General features: G+C 51.6%; 13 protein-coding genes. 1 reads left to right on the top strand and 12 read right to left on the bottom strand.

What is annotated here, in order from left to right; all coding sequences use genetic code 11:
- Position 1: 1 nt before the first annotated feature.
- The 3 genes from J2X61_RS15355 to J2X61_RS15345 form a co-directional block, all read right to left on the bottom strand.
- Entirely contained in the window at positions 2-2,614 is a 2,613-nt protein-coding gene (locus J2X61_RS15355; protein WP_310188858.1) for a phosphodiester glycosidase family protein, read from the bottom strand.
- A 273-nt stretch (positions 2,615-2,887) separates the two neighbouring features.
- The gene (locus J2X61_RS15350; RefSeq protein WP_310188856.1) at positions 2,888-3,829 is read right to left on the bottom strand and encodes an alpha/beta hydrolase; all 942 of its coding nucleotides are present in this window, start codon (positions 3,827-3,829) and stop codon (positions 2,888-2,890) included.
- Positions 3,830-3,959: 130 nt separating this feature from the next.
- Entirely contained in the window at positions 3,960-4,865 is a 906-nt protein-coding gene (locus J2X61_RS15345; protein WP_310188854.1) for a DMT family transporter, read from the bottom strand.
- A 148-nt stretch (positions 4,866-5,013) separates the two neighbouring features.
- Here J2X61_RS15345 and J2X61_RS15340 point away from each other — a divergent pair, with 148 nt between their 5' ends.
- Complete coding sequence (locus J2X61_RS15340) at positions 5,014-5,895, top strand: helix-turn-helix domain-containing protein (RefSeq protein WP_310188851.1); 882 nt, start codon at positions 5,014-5,016, stop codon at positions 5,893-5,895.
- A gap of 85 nt (positions 5,896-5,980) precedes the next feature.
- On the opposite strand, the gene J2X61_RS15335 is transcribed toward J2X61_RS15340, so the two are convergent.
- The 9 genes from J2X61_RS15335 to J2X61_RS15295 all read right to left on the bottom strand — a co-directional run bounded on the left by J2X61_RS15335 (position 5,981) and on the right by J2X61_RS15295 (position 19,093).
- On the bottom strand, positions 5,981-8,260 hold the full coding sequence (locus J2X61_RS15335; RefSeq protein WP_310188847.1) for a glycoside hydrolase family 95 protein: 2,280 nt from the start codon (positions 8,258-8,260) through the stop codon (positions 5,981-5,983).
- Positions 8,261-8,287: 27 nt separating this feature from the next.
- A complete protein-coding gene (locus tag J2X61_RS15330; RefSeq protein ID WP_396135455.1) occupies positions 8,288-9,841 on the bottom strand; it encodes a glycoside hydrolase family 43 protein in 1,554 nt (517 codons plus the stop codon).
- A gap of 20 nt (positions 9,842-9,861) precedes the next feature.
- On the bottom strand, positions 9,862-11,448 hold the full coding sequence (locus J2X61_RS15325; RefSeq protein ID WP_310189083.1) for a response regulator transcription factor: 1,587 nt from the start codon (positions 11,446-11,448) through the stop codon (positions 9,862-9,864).
- A gap of 4 nt (positions 11,449-11,452) precedes the next feature.
- Positions 11,453-13,213 carry a sensor histidine kinase gene (locus tag J2X61_RS15320; RefSeq protein WP_310188841.1) on the bottom strand — a complete coding sequence of 587 codons (1,761 nt, stop codon included), beginning with the start codon at positions 13,211-13,213 and terminating at the stop codon, positions 11,453-11,455.
- Positions 13,214-13,313: 100 nt separating this feature from the next.
- Positions 13,314-14,654 (bottom strand): ABC transporter substrate-binding protein, encoded by a 1,341-nt coding sequence (locus J2X61_RS15315; protein WP_274467571.1) that lies wholly within the window; start codon positions 14,652-14,654, stop codon positions 13,314-13,316.
- A 124-nt stretch (positions 14,655-14,778) separates the two neighbouring features.
- Complete coding sequence (locus J2X61_RS15310; RefSeq protein WP_379239644.1) at positions 14,779-15,615, bottom strand: carbohydrate ABC transporter permease; 837 nt, start codon at positions 15,613-15,615, stop codon at positions 14,779-14,781.
- 15 nt (positions 15,616-15,630) lie between these two features.
- Complete coding sequence (locus tag J2X61_RS15305; protein WP_274467570.1) at positions 15,631-16,563, bottom strand: carbohydrate ABC transporter permease; 933 nt, start codon at positions 16,561-16,563, stop codon at positions 15,631-15,633.
- A 192-nt stretch (positions 16,564-16,755) separates the two neighbouring features.
- The gene (locus tag J2X61_RS15300) at positions 16,756-18,471 is read right to left on the bottom strand and encodes an S-layer homology domain-containing protein (protein ID WP_310188836.1); all 1,716 of its coding nucleotides are present in this window, start codon (positions 18,469-18,471) and stop codon (positions 16,756-16,758) included.
- A 94-nt stretch (positions 18,472-18,565) separates the two neighbouring features.
- Positions 18,566-19,093 carry a cyclase family protein gene (locus J2X61_RS15295; protein ID WP_310188833.1) on the bottom strand — a complete coding sequence of 176 codons (528 nt, stop codon included), beginning with the start codon at positions 19,091-19,093 and terminating at the stop codon, positions 18,566-18,568.
- Between the last annotated feature and the right edge of the window lie 32 nt (positions 19,094-19,125).

Raw genomic sequence — 19,125 nt, 5'->3', positions numbered from 1 at the left:
ATTACGTGCCTCCGGCATTCGTTACCGCGGGGGCGCTGTATTGGAATTTGGCTGAGCCGGTATCCACGTTGAAGGTCCATTCCTTCTCCGTACGATTGCCGGACAAGTCGCGGACTTGGATCTTGGCCTTATGTAGGCCGTCCACCAGTGGTACGTCAACCTTGTGCGCTATCCGTCCTTCGGGAGGGTACAGCGTATGCGCCACCGGACTGTTATCAATGAAAAATGCAATCTTCTCCGGATCAATCAACGTGGTACCTGGATGCTGCGTACGATCGTACCCGGCATCCTCAGCAATTGCTCGAATGTTAGGAAGGTTCGTGGTGATCGTACTGCCCTCTGCTGGCTCTAGATTTTTGATAATAGGAGGTTCTATGTCGTCAGTTGCAGGCCCGTAAAGAGCTCGAATGTTATCAACATAGATAGCGCCAGCACCCTTTACCTTGGCGGCCGTAGCCATGAGCCGAACCGGCATGTCCAGCTTCAGCCCCGGAGTTAAGCCGGCAGGCACGTCCGCCTCGACATATTTCCAGCCTTTCCAGTTAACGCCTGTCACTTCGTCCGTGAAGTTGATCGGCGTTCCGCTCGCTGTGCCATCCTTCGCACGTAATTGCGATCGCAGCCAGTAGCCGCTGCCGTCACCGTACACCCACATGCTAATTTTCTTCGGATAACCAGGGATCACAATATAGTTCGATGCATTCGTCGACTGCAAGTACACACCTGAAGTGCTCGGTTTCCCTGTAAAATCATATTCCAGCTTCAACGCCTTCGTCCCGAATCGCACAAATTCATCTTCGGTCGTCATGCTGACTACTGCTTTATTGTAGCTGGCTCCCGCCGTCGTCAGATATTTGCTGAGATCCCCTTCGAAATCCTCCAAAATAACCGGTGGCGTTCCGACATTAACATTCATAGAGGTTTCTACGGATCCGTATTTAACGAAAATTTTGCCGCTCTTGCCGCTCTCACTTGTCGCCTCCAGCACACCGTTCGCATCGATCGTCCCGATGTCGCCCTCCACTCTCCATTCAAACAGGCGATTCTCCGACACGATCTGCTGTCCATTGCGAAGTGCCTGTACCTTCAATTGCACGGAGGCAGCGGTATCTATTGCCTTTTCCACATCCGGAAACTTCAGTTCCGTCAGCTCCGTGACAACCTCCACCGTGCCTGAACCGATTAGACCACCTGCTGTTACCTGGATCGGTGCCATACCGGCCTTCGTGCCAGCGGTAAACACGCCTGCCTCATCAATGCTTCCGTATTCCGGATCGGCGGACCAGCCGGGCGGACCAGCTGGCATGTCGGCAGGATGACCTGCCGCATCCACCGCCGCCGTCTTGAGCGGCAGCTTCGTGCCTGCCAGAATGCGCTCCAACTGCGGCTGCACGACCAGCTTGGCCGCCGCACCCTCTGAGGCTTTGTTCACAAGTAACAGTGAATTGCCGGTTAACCGCTCGCCGCCGTCAGATGGCGTATTGAGAAGCTTAAATTTCGATTCGCCGGGCAGTCTAGCGATGAAGGTCGAGGAGCCGCCGCCGTCGAGGTTAATTGCATTCACGACCCCCATGTTCTTCAAGATACCGCCGAGCTCGGACGTTTCTACCCCTTCACTGAAGCCCGGCTGACGCCCGTCGATCTCGATCATCACAACGGTCCCGTCCGCTTTCGAGCCGATTGCCGTACGAGGGTGAATACCTGCGGGCGGTACATTGCTCAATACGTTGCCGTTCTGCATCAGTAGGTACCCGCTCATAGCGGTTTTAACGTTCTCGAACCCTGCCGGGAAGTTAAAATTTGCCGTAATCTCATCGCCGGCTTGAAGCCCGGCAAGAACTGGTCTTGCCGTTCCGCTTGCCGATAACACGACTTTTCCCGCTGTGAGTGGAGCGTTCCCCGCATCTTTCCGCACTTCCGTTACCTTCAACTTCATCGTTTGACCGCTCTTCACTTCTCCTTCGAGCACGTCGAGCACCACTTCGTCTCCGAACTCGTTCGTCTTCGTTGTGTCGGCATAGTCGTACGTGTATAAAACCAGTTCATCATTCCCGCGATAGCGGTTAATATGCGTGATATTGCTTGTCGCTCCATGAATGGTTAGCGTGCGAGTTAACTGTGGATTAGACACATAACGCGTCGTACCATCGTAATCCATAAGGAAGACTGCGTAATTCGAGTCCGGTGTATTGAGGATCTTACCGTCTCCCATGAACAAACCGCCAGGCACTCCGGAGCCGTAACCACTCAAATCATAGAAATCACCATTAACGCCAGCAATTACCCGTTGTCCCGGTTTATCGTAATATTTGGCCATCTCAGTGACCCCTTGCATCCCATATACTTTGCCGCCTTTGGTGCCTGCTATCAGTTCCAAGTTCGGATCAGTCGGATTGAACTCCACACTATGGACCTTTTCCAAACCTCTGGCCATCTTCAAGCTATACCAGTTGTAAGTCACATTTGGCGCAATATCCATGCTTCTTGTGTCCAGTACTTGTGCGGTCGACGGTTCGTTGTCGACAGCTTGTACTATCTGCAGCGGAACTAGCATGGCAAAGACCATACTTAAGCTGAGCAGGACATGGAGAATTCTTCGGCTCGTCTTTCTCATTTTCTAGCTTTCCTCCTGTTTCATTGGGATCCTGTCGGGGCGCTTCTATGTTGATTGTCTGAAACTTTGTTTCACACTCCGAGTATATTTCCAAATTATAATTTCAGTTTGTAAGAACCATTCGAGTTTTGTATTAACATTTTGAAAATTTCTCCATGCTTGCGGCACAAATAGAAAAAAGCCACATCGATCGCAACCTGTCTAGTCACGAGTCTTGTGGCTTACTGTGATATTATTCTTTCAATTTCACCAGCTGCTCTGGTTGGTGTATGCTCACTCTTTCAACCACGCGTTAGCCAGCGCGATCGCGCCTCTCGCCGCAGCGGTGTCCGCCAAAGCATTAAGCATAACGAAATCGTGAATGATGCCTTGAAAGCGGACCGCCGTAACGCGAACGCCTGCTTCCCGCAGCTTATTGGCATAAGCTTCGCCTTCGTCGCGCAGGACATCGGCTTCGGCCGTAATAATCAAGGCTTCCGGGAGTCCCGCCAACTGCGCTGCGGTTGCTCGCAGCGGTGCGGCATAGACGTCTTCTTTGTCGCTCGGCTTCGCCGTGTATTGCTCCCAGAACCAAGCCATACCGTCTTGCCGCAGGAAATAACCGGTTGCGAATTCCTTATAGGATTCCGTATCCAGGCTCGAATCCGTCACGGGATAGAAGAGCAGCTGTTTGTGAATCCTTGGGCCTCTGCGCGCTTTGGCCATCAGCGTTATGGCCGCCGTCATATTTCCGCCAACGCTGTCCCCGGCAACATAAAGGCGGTCCGTATCGAAGCCGTTTTCTTCGCCGTGATCGGCAATCCATTGCAGGACGGCATAAATTTCTTCGATAGCCGTGGGATATTTCGCCTCCGGCGAAAGGCTGTAGTTCGGGAAGACGACGCACGCTTCCGTTCCGACCGCCAGCTCGCGGATGAGCCGGTCATGCGTATGCGCATTGCCGAATACCCAGCCGGCGCCGTGAATGTAGAGTATGACCGGGAGCTTGGCCGTTACGTTTTCCGGGCGCAGCAGCCTGATCGATACATGACCGCTTGGACCGCCTTCGATCACTTTGTCCTGAATCTCGACCGGCAGCTTCTTGATATCTCCGGACTGGACAGCATCGACGGTTTCGCGCCCTTTGTCCGGACCTAGATCAAATAAATAAGGCGGATTCTCCGTATCTTTTGCAAATTTCAGTGCGGCTTCTTCCAGTACAATTTTCTGCGTCATCAATAACAACTCCTTATGAAAGGATTCATTTGGATTCATGCCTACAGGTATATATAACCAGTAAATCAGATCGCAAAACCGAGAGGCGTCGTTATAGATAGGGGTATGCCCACACGTAAAAAAGCGCGCTTCAACAGAGCGAGCGCTTAACTTTTAAAGATTTTGACCAAAAATACGTGCCCATTCCAATTAAAGTCATCAAACCGCCTAAGAACTGATAGAAAGTAATGGTTTCACCTAACAATAGATACGCAAGAATTATGGCTAAAACAGGTTCTCCAATAATCCCCACCGAAACGGTCGTTGCCCCAATGGACTTTAACAATAAGTTGAACAAATACTGGCCGAAAATCGTTGGAATGATGGCAAGCAGCAAGAAATAAGTCCATTCCGAGGAGTCGTACTTCGTTAACGAGTAATGATTAAGCAAGTTGTAGACGAACATGACGATGCCGCCAATTAAAAAAACGAGCACGCTGTACACATTTGCATCCATCTTATGGCTTGCCTTCTGCCCCGCCAACAGATAGGCGGAAACGAAAAGCGTGCCTATTAACGATAAACCGTCCCCCATTAGCGCTTCTCTCGAAACCCCTATGTCACCCCAAGCTATGAGGATTGAACCCAAGAGCGCAACGATCAAGCAGCTGATGGTCAGCAGATTGGCTTGTTCCTTGAACCAAAAGTATGAACCCACCAACACAAATAATGGCTGCAACGACAAGATGACCATGGAGCTTGCAACGGAGGTATAGACCAAAGATTCCATCCAGAATAAGAAGTGTAGCCCTAGGAAAAGACCGGCAAGAAGTACAAGAATCCAATCGTTCTTATTCATGTTTAAGGAACAAAGCTTATCCCGGCGCACAAAAAAGAGCATGATGAGGACGGAAATAAACAATCTGTACATCCCCGCTACCGAAGTAGGTGTATCTGAAAATTTGATCATGATGGACGAGACGGAAACGGACAATATACTGATTAGTAACAAAATAAACGGATGAGAAGGTAACGAAGATTTGTTAAATTGAACCATTGATCCTCCAAGCGACGATACAATACTTGTGCACAGCATTGTAAGAGTAAGCCTAGGCTGGATATAATAATATCATCATCAACGTCGATTTAGTGTAATAATATCTCTACTTTATATCGAAATATCGTCTAACGAAGGAGACCCTCCCTTGAAAAAGCAATTACACGAGGATATCCAGTATCCTGACGAAGCTTTTCCGTACATCATGTACACACATACGAATCATGGATCTGTTCCTGAAGGCCGAGGAGTGAACGATCTGCATTGGCACGAAGAATTACAGATTACTATGGTGACCAAAGGGAGATTAACGATACGAATCAACGGAATTGATTATCGATTAGACAGGGGCGAGGCCATTTTCATCAACAAAAGTGTCCTTCACATTGTTACACATCTGATGCCTGACGGCGAATATGTCAGTTTTAATTTTCCGGAGAAGCTGCTCGCCTTTTATTCCGATAGTGCGATGGAACATAAGTATGTTCGCCCTTTTACCAATTCTTATATATTGTCCTACGAAATTAAAGGCGTATCGGAGTGGCAAAAGCAAATCCTGCAAATCCTGTGGTCTATGAAGGAAGCCTTCGAAACGAAAGCAAACTGGGGATGGCAGTACGAGGTTTCCATCAAAACGGTTCAGTTATGGTTGATTCTTATATCTCATCTTTCTTTATCTTCCGAAGAGCCCTCTAAGCAAAGCAGACTCCAGCAAGAAAGATTGCAATTAATGCTTAGCTTTATTCACCAAAACTATACAGACCCTCTAACCTTGAAGGAAATTGCAGACGCAGCCCATTTGAGTGTTTCCGAATGCACTCGCAGCTTTAAGAAAAGCATTCAAATGACGCCTTACTTCTATCTAGTTCAGTACCGTATTAAACGGAGCTGCGAGCTGTTGGCATCTTCGGAGTATACGATATCCGAAATTGCCCGGAGAGTCGGGTTCAATCACGTGAACCATTTTATCCAATCTTTTAAGAAACATCGTAACATGACGCCGAAGGAATTCCGCAACATCCGAAATTGATCGGACTACCTAATAAAAAGACGGCAGCTGAGACGTGAAACAAAGTTCTCGCTGCCGCTCTTCTTATGATCTTCGCCTAACTAACCTAGCCTCTTACTTCCACGAATGAAGGCTCCCCTTGAGCTTCGTACAGGTATACGCCCCCCGCGGTGACCGGGAACTCGATGAACGCCGAGCCGCTGATTCGCACCTGGCAGCTGCCATCGCGCTGCGCCTCGATGCGTGCAGTCTGTAATTGACCGTTCGTCCAACTCAGCTCAACGGTATAGCCGCCCCGAGCCCGAAGACCGCTAATTTGGCCATCCTGCCAATCGGGAGGCAAGGCAGGCAAGAGATGGAGCTCGCCTTCGTGACTTTGGAGGAGCAATTCCGCGATCCCCGCTGTACCGCCGAAATTACCGTCAATCTGAAAGGGCGGATGATTATCCAGCAAGTTCGGCAAGGTAGATTTCCTAAGAAGCTGCTGCAGATGTTCACCGGCTTGTTCCCCGTCCTGCAGCCGGGCCCAAAAGTTGATTATCCATGCACGGCTCCAGCCCGTATGACCGCCGCCGCTGGCCAGCCTTCTCTCAAGCGTTACTCTGGCTGCATGGGCCAGCTCCGGCGTTCCGTTTAGGCGGATTTCATTCCCGGGATGCAGTCCGAACAAGTGAGAGATATGACGATGGCCAGGCTCCGCTTCGTCGTAGTCGTGAATCCATTCCTGGATTTGCCCATGCTTGCCGATTGTCGTCTGAGGCAAACGGCTGGATGCCCCCTCCAACTCCAGACGGAAATCTTCGTCGGTCGCGAGAACCTCCGCCGCTTCCTTACAGGCTCCGAATAACGCGCGCAGCAGTTGATTATCCATCGTTGCGCCATACGTGAAGATCCCGGGCTCACCATTTGGCAATACATACGTATTCTCCGGAGATATGGTAGGACATGTGACGAGATCGCCTTCAGGGCTTTCCACCAGAAAGTCCAGCGCGAATCTGGATGCCTCTTGCAAGATGTGATACCGCTTCGCAAGAAATTCCTTATCGCCCGAGAACTGATAATGCTCCCAAACATGAAGCGCTAACCAAGCCAGCCCGAGCGGCCAATATGTTGCAGGGATCCATGTGTCTTGCGGCGCGCTGTCCGCCCATAAATCTGTGTTATGATGCGCAGCAGCGCCCCTGCAACCGTACATGACACTGGCCGTTCGCCGGCCGGATTGAACCAGCCTCTCGATCAGGTCAAAGAGCGGTTCATGCAGCTCAGCCAAGTTACAAGGCTCCGCCAGCCAATAATTCATCTGCAGGTTAATATTGATCGTGAATTTGCTGTCCCAGCTTGGAAGAAATTCACGATTCCAGATTCCCTGCAAATTCGCCGGCAATGAACCCGGTCGGCTGGAAGCGATGAGCAGATACCGTCCATAGTTAAAATATAACGCGAGGAGTCCGTTGTCTCGCTTCCCTGTTTTTATGCGTTCCAGTCGTTCGGCGGTGTCCAGCTCTCTGAGCTCTTCGTCACCCGTCAAGGTAAAGCGCATCCGTTCGAACAACCGGGCGTAGTCCTTACGGTGGTCCTCTTCAACGCTTTGGAACCCTTTTGTCACCGCCGCTTCCACACGCTCCAAGCAATACGCTTCCGGATCGCTGTGGCGATAAGTTGTTGCCCCTGCCAGATAGAAGAGGACTTCATCCGCATCTTGGACAACCAGATGCTCGCCTATGGCTTGCAGGCTGCCCCCCGAAGTTGTGCAGCGAAGTACGGCACGATAATCCACCCCGCCCTCGCCTCCGCTGTTTCCGCGCATCGCGAGCGTGTCGTTCCCGATCTTCTCGATTCGTTCGACATATCTCCATTTCGCCCGGGAAAGTCGTGCATGTACTGTAAGCGCACCTGGCCGGTCCGCAGTCAGGCGAACGGCAAGCACCTGGTCCGGGCAGCTGATGAACAGCTCACGATAATAGGTCGTATCATTCATCTTGAAAGATACCCTGGCCTTCGCTTCCGACAAGTCCAATTCGCGTACATATGGCCCAGCGTCCCCACGCTGCAAATCGGGAAACGTCAGCAGCAGATCACCCAGAGGCACATAATGCCTTTGGGTCTCCGGAAGCCCTGTCAATGCCAGCGCCGCCAAGCGCTCCGCTTCCTTCGGACGACCGGCAAAGACGAGTTCGCGAATCCGCGGCAAATACGCTGCGGCGTCGGGGTTGTGTCTATCGCGCGGACCTCCATACCAAAGCGAATCCTCATTGAGCTGAATCCTTTCGTTATGCACGCTGCCGAACACCATTGCGCCTAACCTTCCATTGCCAAGCGGCAGTGCCTCGTCCCATTCCACTGCTGGCTTGCGAAACCATATCCTTCTTTCGACATCTAAGCTCACGATGATTCCTCCCCCACCGATCCTGATTTATTCGGAAACACTTGTCATAGAGAATTGATCAAAATCCGCGAAGCCCCCAGGAGTACTCCCTGTTTGGGCGAACAGCCCTACCTTCGCGCCCACCCACTTGCTTACGGTCGCTTGAAATGCAGGCAGATCGATAAGCTCGTAGCTGTGACCGTCCAGGCTGTATTGGAATGTGCACGCCGCTCCCGGTTGGACGTTGACACGCATCGATATCTCCTGACCGGCAATTGTGCGCCGCCATTTGACCGTATGCCCGTCTTGATTCCCTTCGAGCAGCTGAAGCTCCGGTCCTCCCTCCGCACTCTTCGTATAGATCAAAGCCGCATAGCTGTATCCGAATACGATAAGTCCCGCCTGATCGCCATAGTTCAAGCCGGTTCCATCCACACGGACCGTTGTCTCGAACGTTAGCGCAGGGAACTTCTGCAAGAGCAGGGAAGGCGCCTGATACATGGAAGAGGTCCCCTCGGGCAGGGGTTGCGCGAATAACCTCAGCCAGCCCGGCCGTTCCGCCAGGGAGTGCCAGCCTTCTTCAGGGTTAGCCTGCCACTGCCACTGCAAACCCAGCTGTTCCTCATCGAACCCGTCTGAACCTGCCGGCACACAGATCGGGTATTCGCCGCCGACATTCGGCTTTCGGAAGTTGAGAACGGGCTCGCCTATGCCATCCCCGTCGAGGTCAACCCCCATTGTTGGCCAATCATTCGCCGACCAGTTCATTGGCTGCAGGTGAACGATTCTGCCATAAGCGTCTTTGTGCTGAAAATGGATAAACCAGGATTCGCCGGATTCGAGCTCCACCCAGGCGCCCTGATGCGGACCGTTGATCACGGTATCCCCCTGGTGCAGCACAATCCGATCCTCATACGGACCGAATGGATGGGATGCGCGCAGCACGGTTTGCCAGCCTTCTTCAACGCCTCCGGCAGGTGCGAACACGTAATAATAGCCATTCCTTTTGTACATCTTCGGTCCTTCAATGGTCGGATGACGGTTGGGGTCATCGATGATGACAACGCCTTCATCTAGAAGCTGCTTGCCGTCCGGAGACATGCGCCGTACGCGAAGCCGATGCTTGATGCCGCTCCGGCTCTGCGCATAGGCATGCACCAAGTAAGCATCCCCGTTGTCGTCCCAGAAAGGGCAAGCGTCGATGAGCCCTTTGCCTTCATAAACAAGGTGAATCTCCGACCAGTTTCCGGCAGGATCATCGGCGGTCGTCATGAAAATCCCGACATCGGGGTCACCGTAAAATATCCAAAATTTATCGGCGTGAAACCGGATGCTCGGCGCCCATACGCCATTCCCGTGCTGCGGGCGATCGTATCCGCTCAGCGGCATACGCGGTATGGCGTGATTGATTAAACGCCAATTGACAAGATCTTTGGAATGAAGGATCGGCAGTCCCGGCAGATGACCGAAGCTGGATGCCGTCATATAGAAATCGCTTCCGACTCGAACGACGTCGGGATCGGAATAGTCCGCATGGAGAATCGGATTGGTGAACGTACCGTCGCCCTGGTCCGAAACCCATGGCAACCGTTCCTTCGGCATGTTGAAAGTAGTCAATGCTCTCACTCCTTCATGATTAAGGGGTGCTGCTTGTATTCGCTCGGGCTCACCCCTGTATACTTCTTGAATACTTTGGAGAAATAGGCGCGGTCGGAATAACCGAGCATATACGCCGTATGTTCCGCCGTTTCACCTTTGGCGAGCAGCCGCTTCGCTTCCTCCATTTTGATTAAATGCACATAATCGGTAAAGTTCTGACCCGTAAGCTTCTTGAAATAACGCGAGAAATAGCTGGGATTCAAGTGCAAGTGCCTCGCGATATCAATGGACGTAATGTTTCTGTAGATGTGCTCGCGGATGAAAGCATGAATCGCTTTGATATCAGGGTTTGTCTCACAGGTCTCCGCTGAGGTCGCCGATACGTCCTGTAGAAGACGCTCCGAATACCAACGCACGATCCGAGCAGCCTCTTCCAGGCGGACCGTATGCGCGATATCTTCCTGAATGCCCGCAGGCACGGAACGGCCGAACCGAATACTTACCTCTTGTACGAGCCGGATCAGCCACTCCTTCGTCTTCGCTGCGTCCTTAGAAGCTATGCGCATGGCCCTCTTCATGTTCCCCAGATAAATGTGCGCTAAGGACTGATTCCCATCGAGGAGTGATTCGATCCATTTCGCCGAAAGCGCCTCAAGTCCGAGGCTTGCATCCGCTTCCGGTGAATGCCCGCTATTCATCAAGGGCCATGGAGTGTCCTCATTCCGGCTGTCCATGTCATACAGCCGATCATGGAGCTCCTTCACTTTCCCTAGTAAGCCGCCCAAACCGGCAAGCGAGCTCGTATCCTCCCCAATCGACGCATAGCCGTCCACTCTTAAGAACTCCCCCAGCTTCTCCCGGAGCTGCGGGATGAATCGCTCCAGCGAGGCTTTGGCGGCAGCCGGATCCCCTTCGCAGGAAATCGCCCACAATCGCTGATCCTTAGCCATAAATATCGTAATGCCCGTTCCGGCCGCCAACTCCAAAGCAATGTTATAGGCGGCATAATGGACCAATTCGAGGTTCTTCCGCTCATATGTTTCCAAGAGATCTCCTTGGTCCACATGAAACGATGCTGCGCCGAAGCACGAGCCGGTCCAATCGATGCCCAAGCGCCTACCTTGTTCAAGCAGCCCTGAGGGATCCGAGGTATGGGACAATTCATGGAAAAATTGCTGAAGTAAAATGTCTTTATTGCGCGCCAAGTCGCTCTTGTACGCCATTTGCTCCAGCTGTTCCTGCTCGTTCGAGAGCTTGGATATCGCCTTCTCCAAGCTTTCCGTTATTTTCTCCGGGCTAAGCTCATCCTTCACGACATAATCGTCCGCATCGATCCGCAGAGCTTCCTTGACGAATTGGAAATCTTCGTGGCAAGTCAGGAAGATGACGCGAAGCTGGGCGTGCATGCCGCGAAACTGGCGCGCCAGCTCCATGCCGTTGCCGTCCGGTAAGCCGATATCCGTAATTAAAATATCCGGCAGCGCCGCTTCATAGCGTTCCTTCGCATCGGCTGCCGAGTAAGCTTCGGCGCATATGCGAAGCCCTAACGCTTCCCAGTTAACCAGCTTGCGTATATATTCTACGACGGGTACGTCGTCGTCAATCAGCATCACCTTAAACATCGGCGTAATCCTTTCCTTCGAATTCGTTCCATGGAATATACAAGACGGCGGCGAAGCCTCCATGTGTTCGCTGTCTGACAAGCAATCCGGCGTTATCGCCAAACGTCAGCTTTAAACGGCGCATGGCGTTATACATCCCGACTCCCCGCTCGCCGACCTGCTCCACCTCATTCTCCAGCTCCCGATTCAATGCCTCTGCCGTTTCGGGAGCCATCCCCTTCCCGTTGTCCGCCACCTGAATGGAGAAGCCGCCCTCCGCTTCCTGGACCGTCACTTCAATTCTCGGTTTGGGGGTCGAATGGCTGAACCCGTGAATGATGCTGTTCTCGACCAAGGGCTGAAGCAGCAGCCGTGGAACGACAACCTTGCGGCTCCAATCGGGGATATCGATGATGAGTTCGATCGGCAAGCGGTTCCGCATACGCATGATGGATACATATTGACCGAGCAGCTTGCACTCATCGGCCAAGGTTAGCGGCTCATGCACGCGCAAATGGGCACGAAGCAAGGCCATTAAAGAGTCGATCGTCTCACTATGCACCTTATCTCCCTCAATGGCCAAATTGCATTTGATAGAGTTGAGCGTATTCAGCAAAAAGTGCGGTTGAATTTGCGAGAACAAGGCATAGAGCTCGATGGTTCGCTTCTCTTCCTGCTCCGCTTCAACCTTGCGGATCAGCGCATTGATATTATCCAGCATGCTGTTGATCGATTGGCCCAAATTCGAAATTTCGTCCTGCCCTTCGGCATGATACCGGATCGAGCTGTTGCCTTCTCCGTATTGGGAAGCGATTCGCATCAGCTTCTGGATCGGCTTGTTCAGCCCTTTCGCGATGACGCCGGACATGAACAGGAATACGAACATGACGATACACACGGCCATAATCAAATACCAGAATCGCTGCGTGACATCCCCGGTCGCTAAGCCGGCATTGATATCATAGGTTAGAGTCCAGGACGTACCCGGCACCGCTGTTGTCTCTCTCATCCAGCCGTCCGCAGGACCGTCGGATAACGATAGCGGGCTGCTGTCCATGCCTGCGATCATCGACCCGTCCGCCTCGTACAAGGTAAACACGCCATCCCCCGCGTTGCTGAACAGCCCTTGGAAGTAAACGTCCGGAATACCGACGAAGAGCGTACCCAAGACAAGGCCGCGGAATGGATCATAGACCGTTTTCTTCACAAACAGATAATAAGACGCGCTGAAAACATCCCCGTAACTGCTGCCCCGCTCAGCCCGGAACCAGCGGACAATGCCTGTGGAGGCTTCTTCTTCCGTCAGATGTTCGAAGCGGCTGTCTTTCCGAAGCATAGCGGCATCGCGACCATTCAAGGTGCCGATGATGGGATAATGCGCGCGATTAATGAAAAATACACTAACGTGTGCCAGTGATAATTTGCCGGCTTGAAGAGCAGCGCTTTCATTCAGGCGGGTATACGTACGGTAACTCTCAAAACTATCGAAACCCTTCAAATTACTTAACTCTCTCAAACTGTCTAATAAACCGTTCGATTGCGAGGCCGAGTACTGGTTGACCGTATACGTAACGTCGTTAGCCGTTTTGGACAAGTCGCCGGCGAGAATCCCGATAATTCCTTTCATATTCATTCGAACGTTGTCCTCGTTCGCCTGCTTATTCGCGACGTAGGACAGCCCGGTTATGAACAGCAGGGGAATAATAAGGAACAGCAGCAGCGAAATTTGGATTCTGCGGTAAAACGATACGCGATACAGCCAGCTCAAAGCCAATCTCCATACCTCCAATAAAGCACTTTTCAATTATCATACATCATTCGGTGGGAAATAAAACAAGGAAAACGGCGAAATCGCCGATTCCCTGCACTGCTGATTACTTTTTATTCTGATTGATTATTTTCTGGCCTTCCTCCAGCATGAATTTGCGTGCTTCCTCATAAGAGGTGTTGTCCAGCATATATTTGTTCAGTCCGGCTTCAGCCACCTTCTTCAACTGCTGCTGATAGGGAACGCTGATGACGGAAGTGCCGACCGTCCGCACCCGATCGTTGAAGATCGCTGCATTCAATGCTTCGCTATTTACGAGATCCGTCTTGCCCTGCAGCGTTTTATCAAGCACCGCTTTGCCGTCCGCTTTCGTCCAGCCCGGAATCCATCCGCCCAAAGAAGCGCCTTCTGTTGTCGCGAATTTAATAAAATCAAATGCCGCTTCTTTGTTCTTCGAATTTTTGTGAATCGTAAAGAAGGATCCTGCAATGTTCGTTAAGCCCGGCTCGACATTCTTGGAAGAGCGCGGAAGCGGAGCGAACGTAATTTTGAAATCACGCGGATAGCTTTCCTTATTCAAGAAGGCTTCATCGAGCGAATACATCGGTATGGGCATCATGCTCGTCGTGCCGTTCATGAAATCCGTAGCCCAATGCTGCTTGGCGGAAAGGACATCGGCGTGCGGCCGAACCGACTTGTCTTCCACTTCCATCGCCCTCCGAAGTTTAAACCAATACTCGAAGCTCGGATCATCGAATTGCAGCGTACCGTCTTCTTTGAGCTGCGGATTTTTGAAATCCGTGTAAGCGATGATATTCGCGTATTCGCCGAAGGTGTGGAAATAGGCGCCGTACCGCCCCTCTTTGCTCATCTTCAGCTTCTTGGCATATTCCCTGAAGTCATCCCAGGTCCAGTCGGAAGGCGGCAAGGAGAGACCGGCTTCCTTCAAGTGGGTTTCATTCATAGCGACATACCAAAAGCTTGCGTTGGCCATCATGCCGTAGTGCTTCCCGTTATAGACCGGATCCCGGTAGAAATCCTTCTCCGGATTGATTTGATTGGCCTGATAGAATTCATCCAGCGGATACAGGACCCCGTTGCCGGCGCGTTCCGTCACGAACCCTTCGTTATTCAGGAAAAGAACATCCACCTGCTCGCCTGAAGCGGCAAGCACGTCGAACTTTTGCAGCATTTCGCGGCTATCGTTATTCTGGACAAGCGCCACATGCTCCACCTTCACATTTTTCCCCTGCGCATTATAGGCGTCGATGATCTTCATCAGCGGTTCGCCAGGCTCGCCTTTGTAAGCCGTGTACACCTTAATCGTCGTCGTTGCGCCTTTGGGCGCTGCGCTATTCTCCCCAGCTGCCGGAGATTGCGTGCCCCCGCTGCAGGCTGCCAGGAATAGACTCAAACTCAACATCATCGTCGTTGCGATTTTCTTCATTTCGGATCCCCTCTTCTCAACTGTCGTTAGCATCCTAAGCATAACTAATTTGTAAGCGATTGACCGTGTACTTTGTGTTACTGTTCTACGTGCATTTTTTTGACATGCCGGACGATGAGGATAATTACCCTTTGACCCCGCCAACCGTAATCCCGTTAATCACTTGCTTCTGCAGAATGACGAAGACGATAATGAGCGGTACAATTGCAGACACGGCGGCCATCATCATCAAAGAAACGTTATTGGAATACTCCTGGCGGAAAAATTGAATACCGAGCGGCAGCGGGAAAAGCTCCTTCGTAAACAAGAAAATCAACGGGTTCTGATAGTCGTTCCAAGTCCAAATAAACTTGATGATGCCTGCCGTTGCCAGAATCGGTTTGCACAGCGGCAGCATGATTTGGGCATACACCCGGAAATAACCCGCTCCGTCGATTTTCGCGGCCTCGATAAAATCGTTATGAACCCCCATCATAAACTGCCGCATGAGAAACGTGAAGTACATGGAGAAAGCTAGCATTAGAATCAAGCCCTCATGCGAATTGTACAACCCGAGCCATTTGATCATGATGAATCGCGGGACGAGCGTCGCTTGCTCCGGAATGATCATGAACGACATCATCAGGCCGAACATGACACCTTTCCCGGGAGTATGCAGCTTAGAGAAGGCAAAGGCCGCCATCGAGGAGAAGAGCAGCGTCGCAAGCGTCGCTATGATTGCAAGCTTCAGCGAATTCCAATAGAACAGGGAGAAGGGCACTTTCTCCAGCCATACTTTCTGGAAGTTGGAAATCCAATTCCAATTCGTTGGAATCCACTGGATCGGGTACGTCATCACGTCCCGTTCAATTTTGGCCGACGCCGAAAGCATCCAGATAAGCGGAACAATGAACATGACGGAGCATGCTCCGAAAATAACGGTTAATATCATTCTGTCGAGCTGTAATTTGTTGGCTTTCACTGTGGATTCCCCCTATTATGAACGTTTCTCTCGGGCTTGTACGACCCATGTCACAGATGTGACGGCGATGACCAGCAGAAACAACACCCAAGAGAGCGCGGAAGCATATCCCATATTAAAGTTAATGAAGCCTTCCTCATAGATCCGGTAAACGAGTACCGTCGAAGCGTCGTTCGGTCCTCCGTCCGTCAGAAACTTGATAAGGTCGAACACTTTGAATGAACCGATAATTGTCGTGATCGTAAGGAACAACGTGGTCGGTGCCAATAAAGGAACCGTGATGTACCAGAATTGCTGCGAGCCTGATGCCCCGTCGATCCGGGCGGATTCGTAGATGTCTTCCGAAATTTGCGTCAAGCCCGCAAGGAAGATAATCATCTGATAACCGAGCGCCTGCCAAATTGCGATAACCATGATGGCAATGAGCGCATACTGGGAATCGACGAGCCACTTGGGCGGATGCTCCATGCCGATTGCCATCAGAAATTGATTAATCGGGCCGCTTGACGGATGGTATAGAGCTGCCCAGACAGCGGCAATCGCGACTGTGGAACAAATATAAGGAATAAAGAATAATATTTTGAACAGATCTTTGGCATAAACCTTCGTGTGTATGAGAACTGCCATGATCATGGCGATCAAGAGCCCCATGGGCACCGTTACGGCCGTAAAGAACAGATTATGCTCCAACGCCTTCCAGAACTTGGTGTCGTCTACCATCTTCTCGAAGTTGGCAAAACCTACCCAATCCATCTCCTCAAAGCCGCCTGCAAGATTCCAGTTCGTGAAACTCAGAAATAACGAGAATAACAATGGGAATATGGCAAGCGTAACGATACCAACCGCCTCAGGTGCTAGGAATATCCACCCGATAACCGCCTCCTTCCTTTGTTGATTCCACCCTCTTCTCTTCTCTTTCCGCCTTACGGTTTCCATCCCCAATTCCATATGTTCTACCTCCTGATGGTCATCCTATTCGTTATCCTCATTATAGGGCTAATCGACAGGATTCGCGGTTCAGGATTTAGACTCGTTTTCGTGTATTATTTTTACCTAACCCTGTTCGTATGTGAAATCGGATGCGCCAAACCTCACAAAAAAACGACTGACAACGTCAGTCGTTTCCATGTGGGGATGTAATCAATCCGCTTTATTTACCTTAATTTCCGTCGTATGATTCTGGACATCCGATTGCAGCTTCACGACATAGGTACCTGTCTTGGCGGCTTTGAAGGGAATAGCTCCCGTCAGCTTCTCGTCCACTAGCACTTCTGTGCCGTCTGGCCCGAACAGCGTCAATTTCCTAACGGCAATTGCGGGAATGTCAGGCTCTGAACTCGTGTCGGTAGATTTCGATTGGGATTCCAACAGCTTTTTGAATCGCTCTTTCGCTTCGTCATACGGCTGCTCTTTCAACTGTTCGTTCGTGACGAGCGTATAGTCGCGCCCCTCCTCCAGCTCCAATTGATAGAAGATCCCCGCGATGGAGTTGCCCTTATACCCGGTCTTCCATTCACTTCGATCCCATCCGATTGCATAAGCCTTATCCATGGAGCTTCCATCCATGACAGTCAACGATACGGTTGTGTTCGCGGGGGCTGACAATCTGACGACACATTCGCAATTGAGCGTATATGCCTCTCCATGAAGTGCGGAAGTCGAGTAATCGATATTCGTCAACTCGTGTCCCGGTATATCCTTTACTTGGTAACCGTATCCATCCGGATAGATAACTCCTTTCTTCGGTGGAACCCATTCCGTACTCACCTGCACGAGTTGATAGCTGACCGCCCCTTTGGCTAGAACCATTAACGGATTGTCTGGATTTGCCACAGCTTTATAGTAGAGGCTTTCCCCCTTGGGAGATAGCTGCTCGGAGCGCCCTGCCTTCAGGTTGATCGGATGCTCCAGATCCAAGCCAACCTCAAGTAACCTGAGCGTAATCGCTCCCTTCTGCCCATCCGTGCGTATCTTGCCATGAATGAGCCCGTCGGACCCTGGCGTGACTTGCATAGTACTGACATATCCTTGATTCAAGACGGTCCCATCCGCATTCGATAACTCCATATCAAACACAGACTGATGATCTCCATGCACGTCCAATTCATATGTCCGATGCTGCTTCAGCTCTGCCTGGACGTATAAGGTCTCACCTGGTTGAACATGGACTGTGACTTCTTTCATTGTGGGATCAAGAATCCAAGCGTTCTCTCCCCGTGCGCCATTGGAACTCGTCACACTGGCTCCGGCTGACGACTTCCCTTGTTCCCGAGCCTGCAGGGTAAGGCTGAGCAGCGCTGCGGCCTCCCCTCGACTTAGAGGAGCCTGCCTGTCGACCAGCATCGACTGCAGCGAGGCGGGAAGCACTTCACTGCGAATGAAGGTAAGCGCCCCTCCAGCCCAATCCTGCTCATTCTGCTGCACAGCATCCGCCGCAAACAGCCTGCTTAGCATGACGGCTGCATCCTGCTTGCTGACATCCTGCTTTGGCGAGAAGCTTACCTCGCTCGTCCCCTGGATAATCCCGCTTCTGTATGCGGATAAAATATAAGGCCTCGACCACGCCTCCGTGCAATCCTCAAAAGGAATGCCGCCGTCAACCGCAGGCAAACCGAACACCATCACGACGAGCTTGGCGAATTGCTCCCTGGTTAGCGGCGAATCGGGGGAGAATTGTCCGTCTCCTGTTCCATCGACCAGCTTCTTCGCTGACAGTTCTTCGATGTAGCTTTGATAAGGATAGCCATCCGGCACATCCTGATACTTGCCCGTCTCTGCCTGTACCGAAGATCCCAACAACAGCCCGCAGGCAGCAATTATACCTGCCATTCCGATCAACTTCTTTTTCTGAATCATGTTCCATTCTCCTTAATGATGAATCGTGAAAACCTATACTATGTACTATTCGGCCTTAGGATAATATCCCCTTTATTGGTGAAGATCGTTTCCGCTAACACTGCTCCACTACCGCAACGGCCCGAACCGGAGATCCGTCGCCGCTGACGATGCGCAGAGGAAAACCGTAGAACATAAAATCCGTTTCGACGGGAAGTCGTTCCAAACTCTGCAGCCCCGTGTACGTCACAACACCGATTCCCAACAAAGCCCGCTCCAGTTCTTCTGACAGCTCACCGCCGACGAAAGGCGGCCGCAGCGCAGCAAGCCGGTCATAACATTCGATCCCAGCGGATTCGCAGAAAAACAGCCCCCGATTTTCCGGCCAAACAGCGTCTTTGATCCGTACGACCTGCGAGGCTCCGAAAAAACGCTCCAACGGCAGCTCGTCCAATGTCGCGCCCCCGGGGTGCATATGGGAAGGAGCATCCACGTGGGTGCCGGTGTGGCTCCCCATCGATAGCTGCCGCAGTTCCCACGTGTGATGCTCATATGTATGTACGACCTTGACTTTCACCTCCGGATCGCCGGGATAAACGGGCATGCCATCGGCAATCGGCAGCGTTAAATCGATTACTTGCATTAATGCGCCTCCTTTTCATGCTTATATGCAAA

Source organism: Bacillus sp. 3255, assembly GCF_031456485.1.
Lineage (GTDB): Bacteria > Bacillota > Bacilli > Paenibacillales > NBRC-103111 > Paenibacillus_E.
Note: the sequence above shows the minus strand (reverse complement) of the source record. Positions and strands in the feature narration are given on the sequence as shown.

Coding starts and splice junctions, on each gene's coding strand:
- J2X61_RS15355 (WP_310188858.1), bottom strand. CDS start 2,614: ATGAGAAAGACGAGCCGAAGAATTCTCCATGTCCTGCTCAGCTTAAGT.
- J2X61_RS15345 (WP_310188854.1), bottom strand. CDS start 4,865: ATGGTTCAATTTAACAAATCTTCGTTACCTTCTCATCCGTTTATTTTG.
- J2X61_RS15315 (WP_274467571.1), bottom strand. CDS start 14,654: ATGAAGAAAATCGCAACGACGATGATGTTGAGTTTGAGTCTATTCCTG.
- J2X61_RS15295 (WP_310188833.1), bottom strand. CDS start 19,093: ATGCAAGTAATCGATTTAACGCTGCCGATTGCCGATGGCATGCCCGTT.
- J2X61_RS15325 (WP_310189083.1), bottom strand. CDS start 11,448: ATGCTGATTGACGACGACGTACCCGTCGTAGAATATATACGCAAGCTG.
- J2X61_RS15305 (WP_274467570.1), bottom strand. CDS start 16,563: ATGGAATTGGGGATGGAAACCGTAAGGCGGAAAGAGAAGAGAAGAGGG.
- J2X61_RS15350 (WP_310188856.1), bottom strand. CDS start 3,829: ATGACGCAGAAAATTGTACTGGAAGAAGCCGCACTGAAATTTGCAAAA.
- J2X61_RS15330 (WP_396135455.1), bottom strand. CDS start 9,841: ATGCCGAAGGAACGGTTGCCATGGGTTTCGGACCAGGGCGACGGTACG.
- J2X61_RS15300 (WP_310188836.1), bottom strand. CDS start 18,471: ATGATTCAGAAAAAGAAGTTGATCGGAATGGCAGGTATAATTGCTGCC.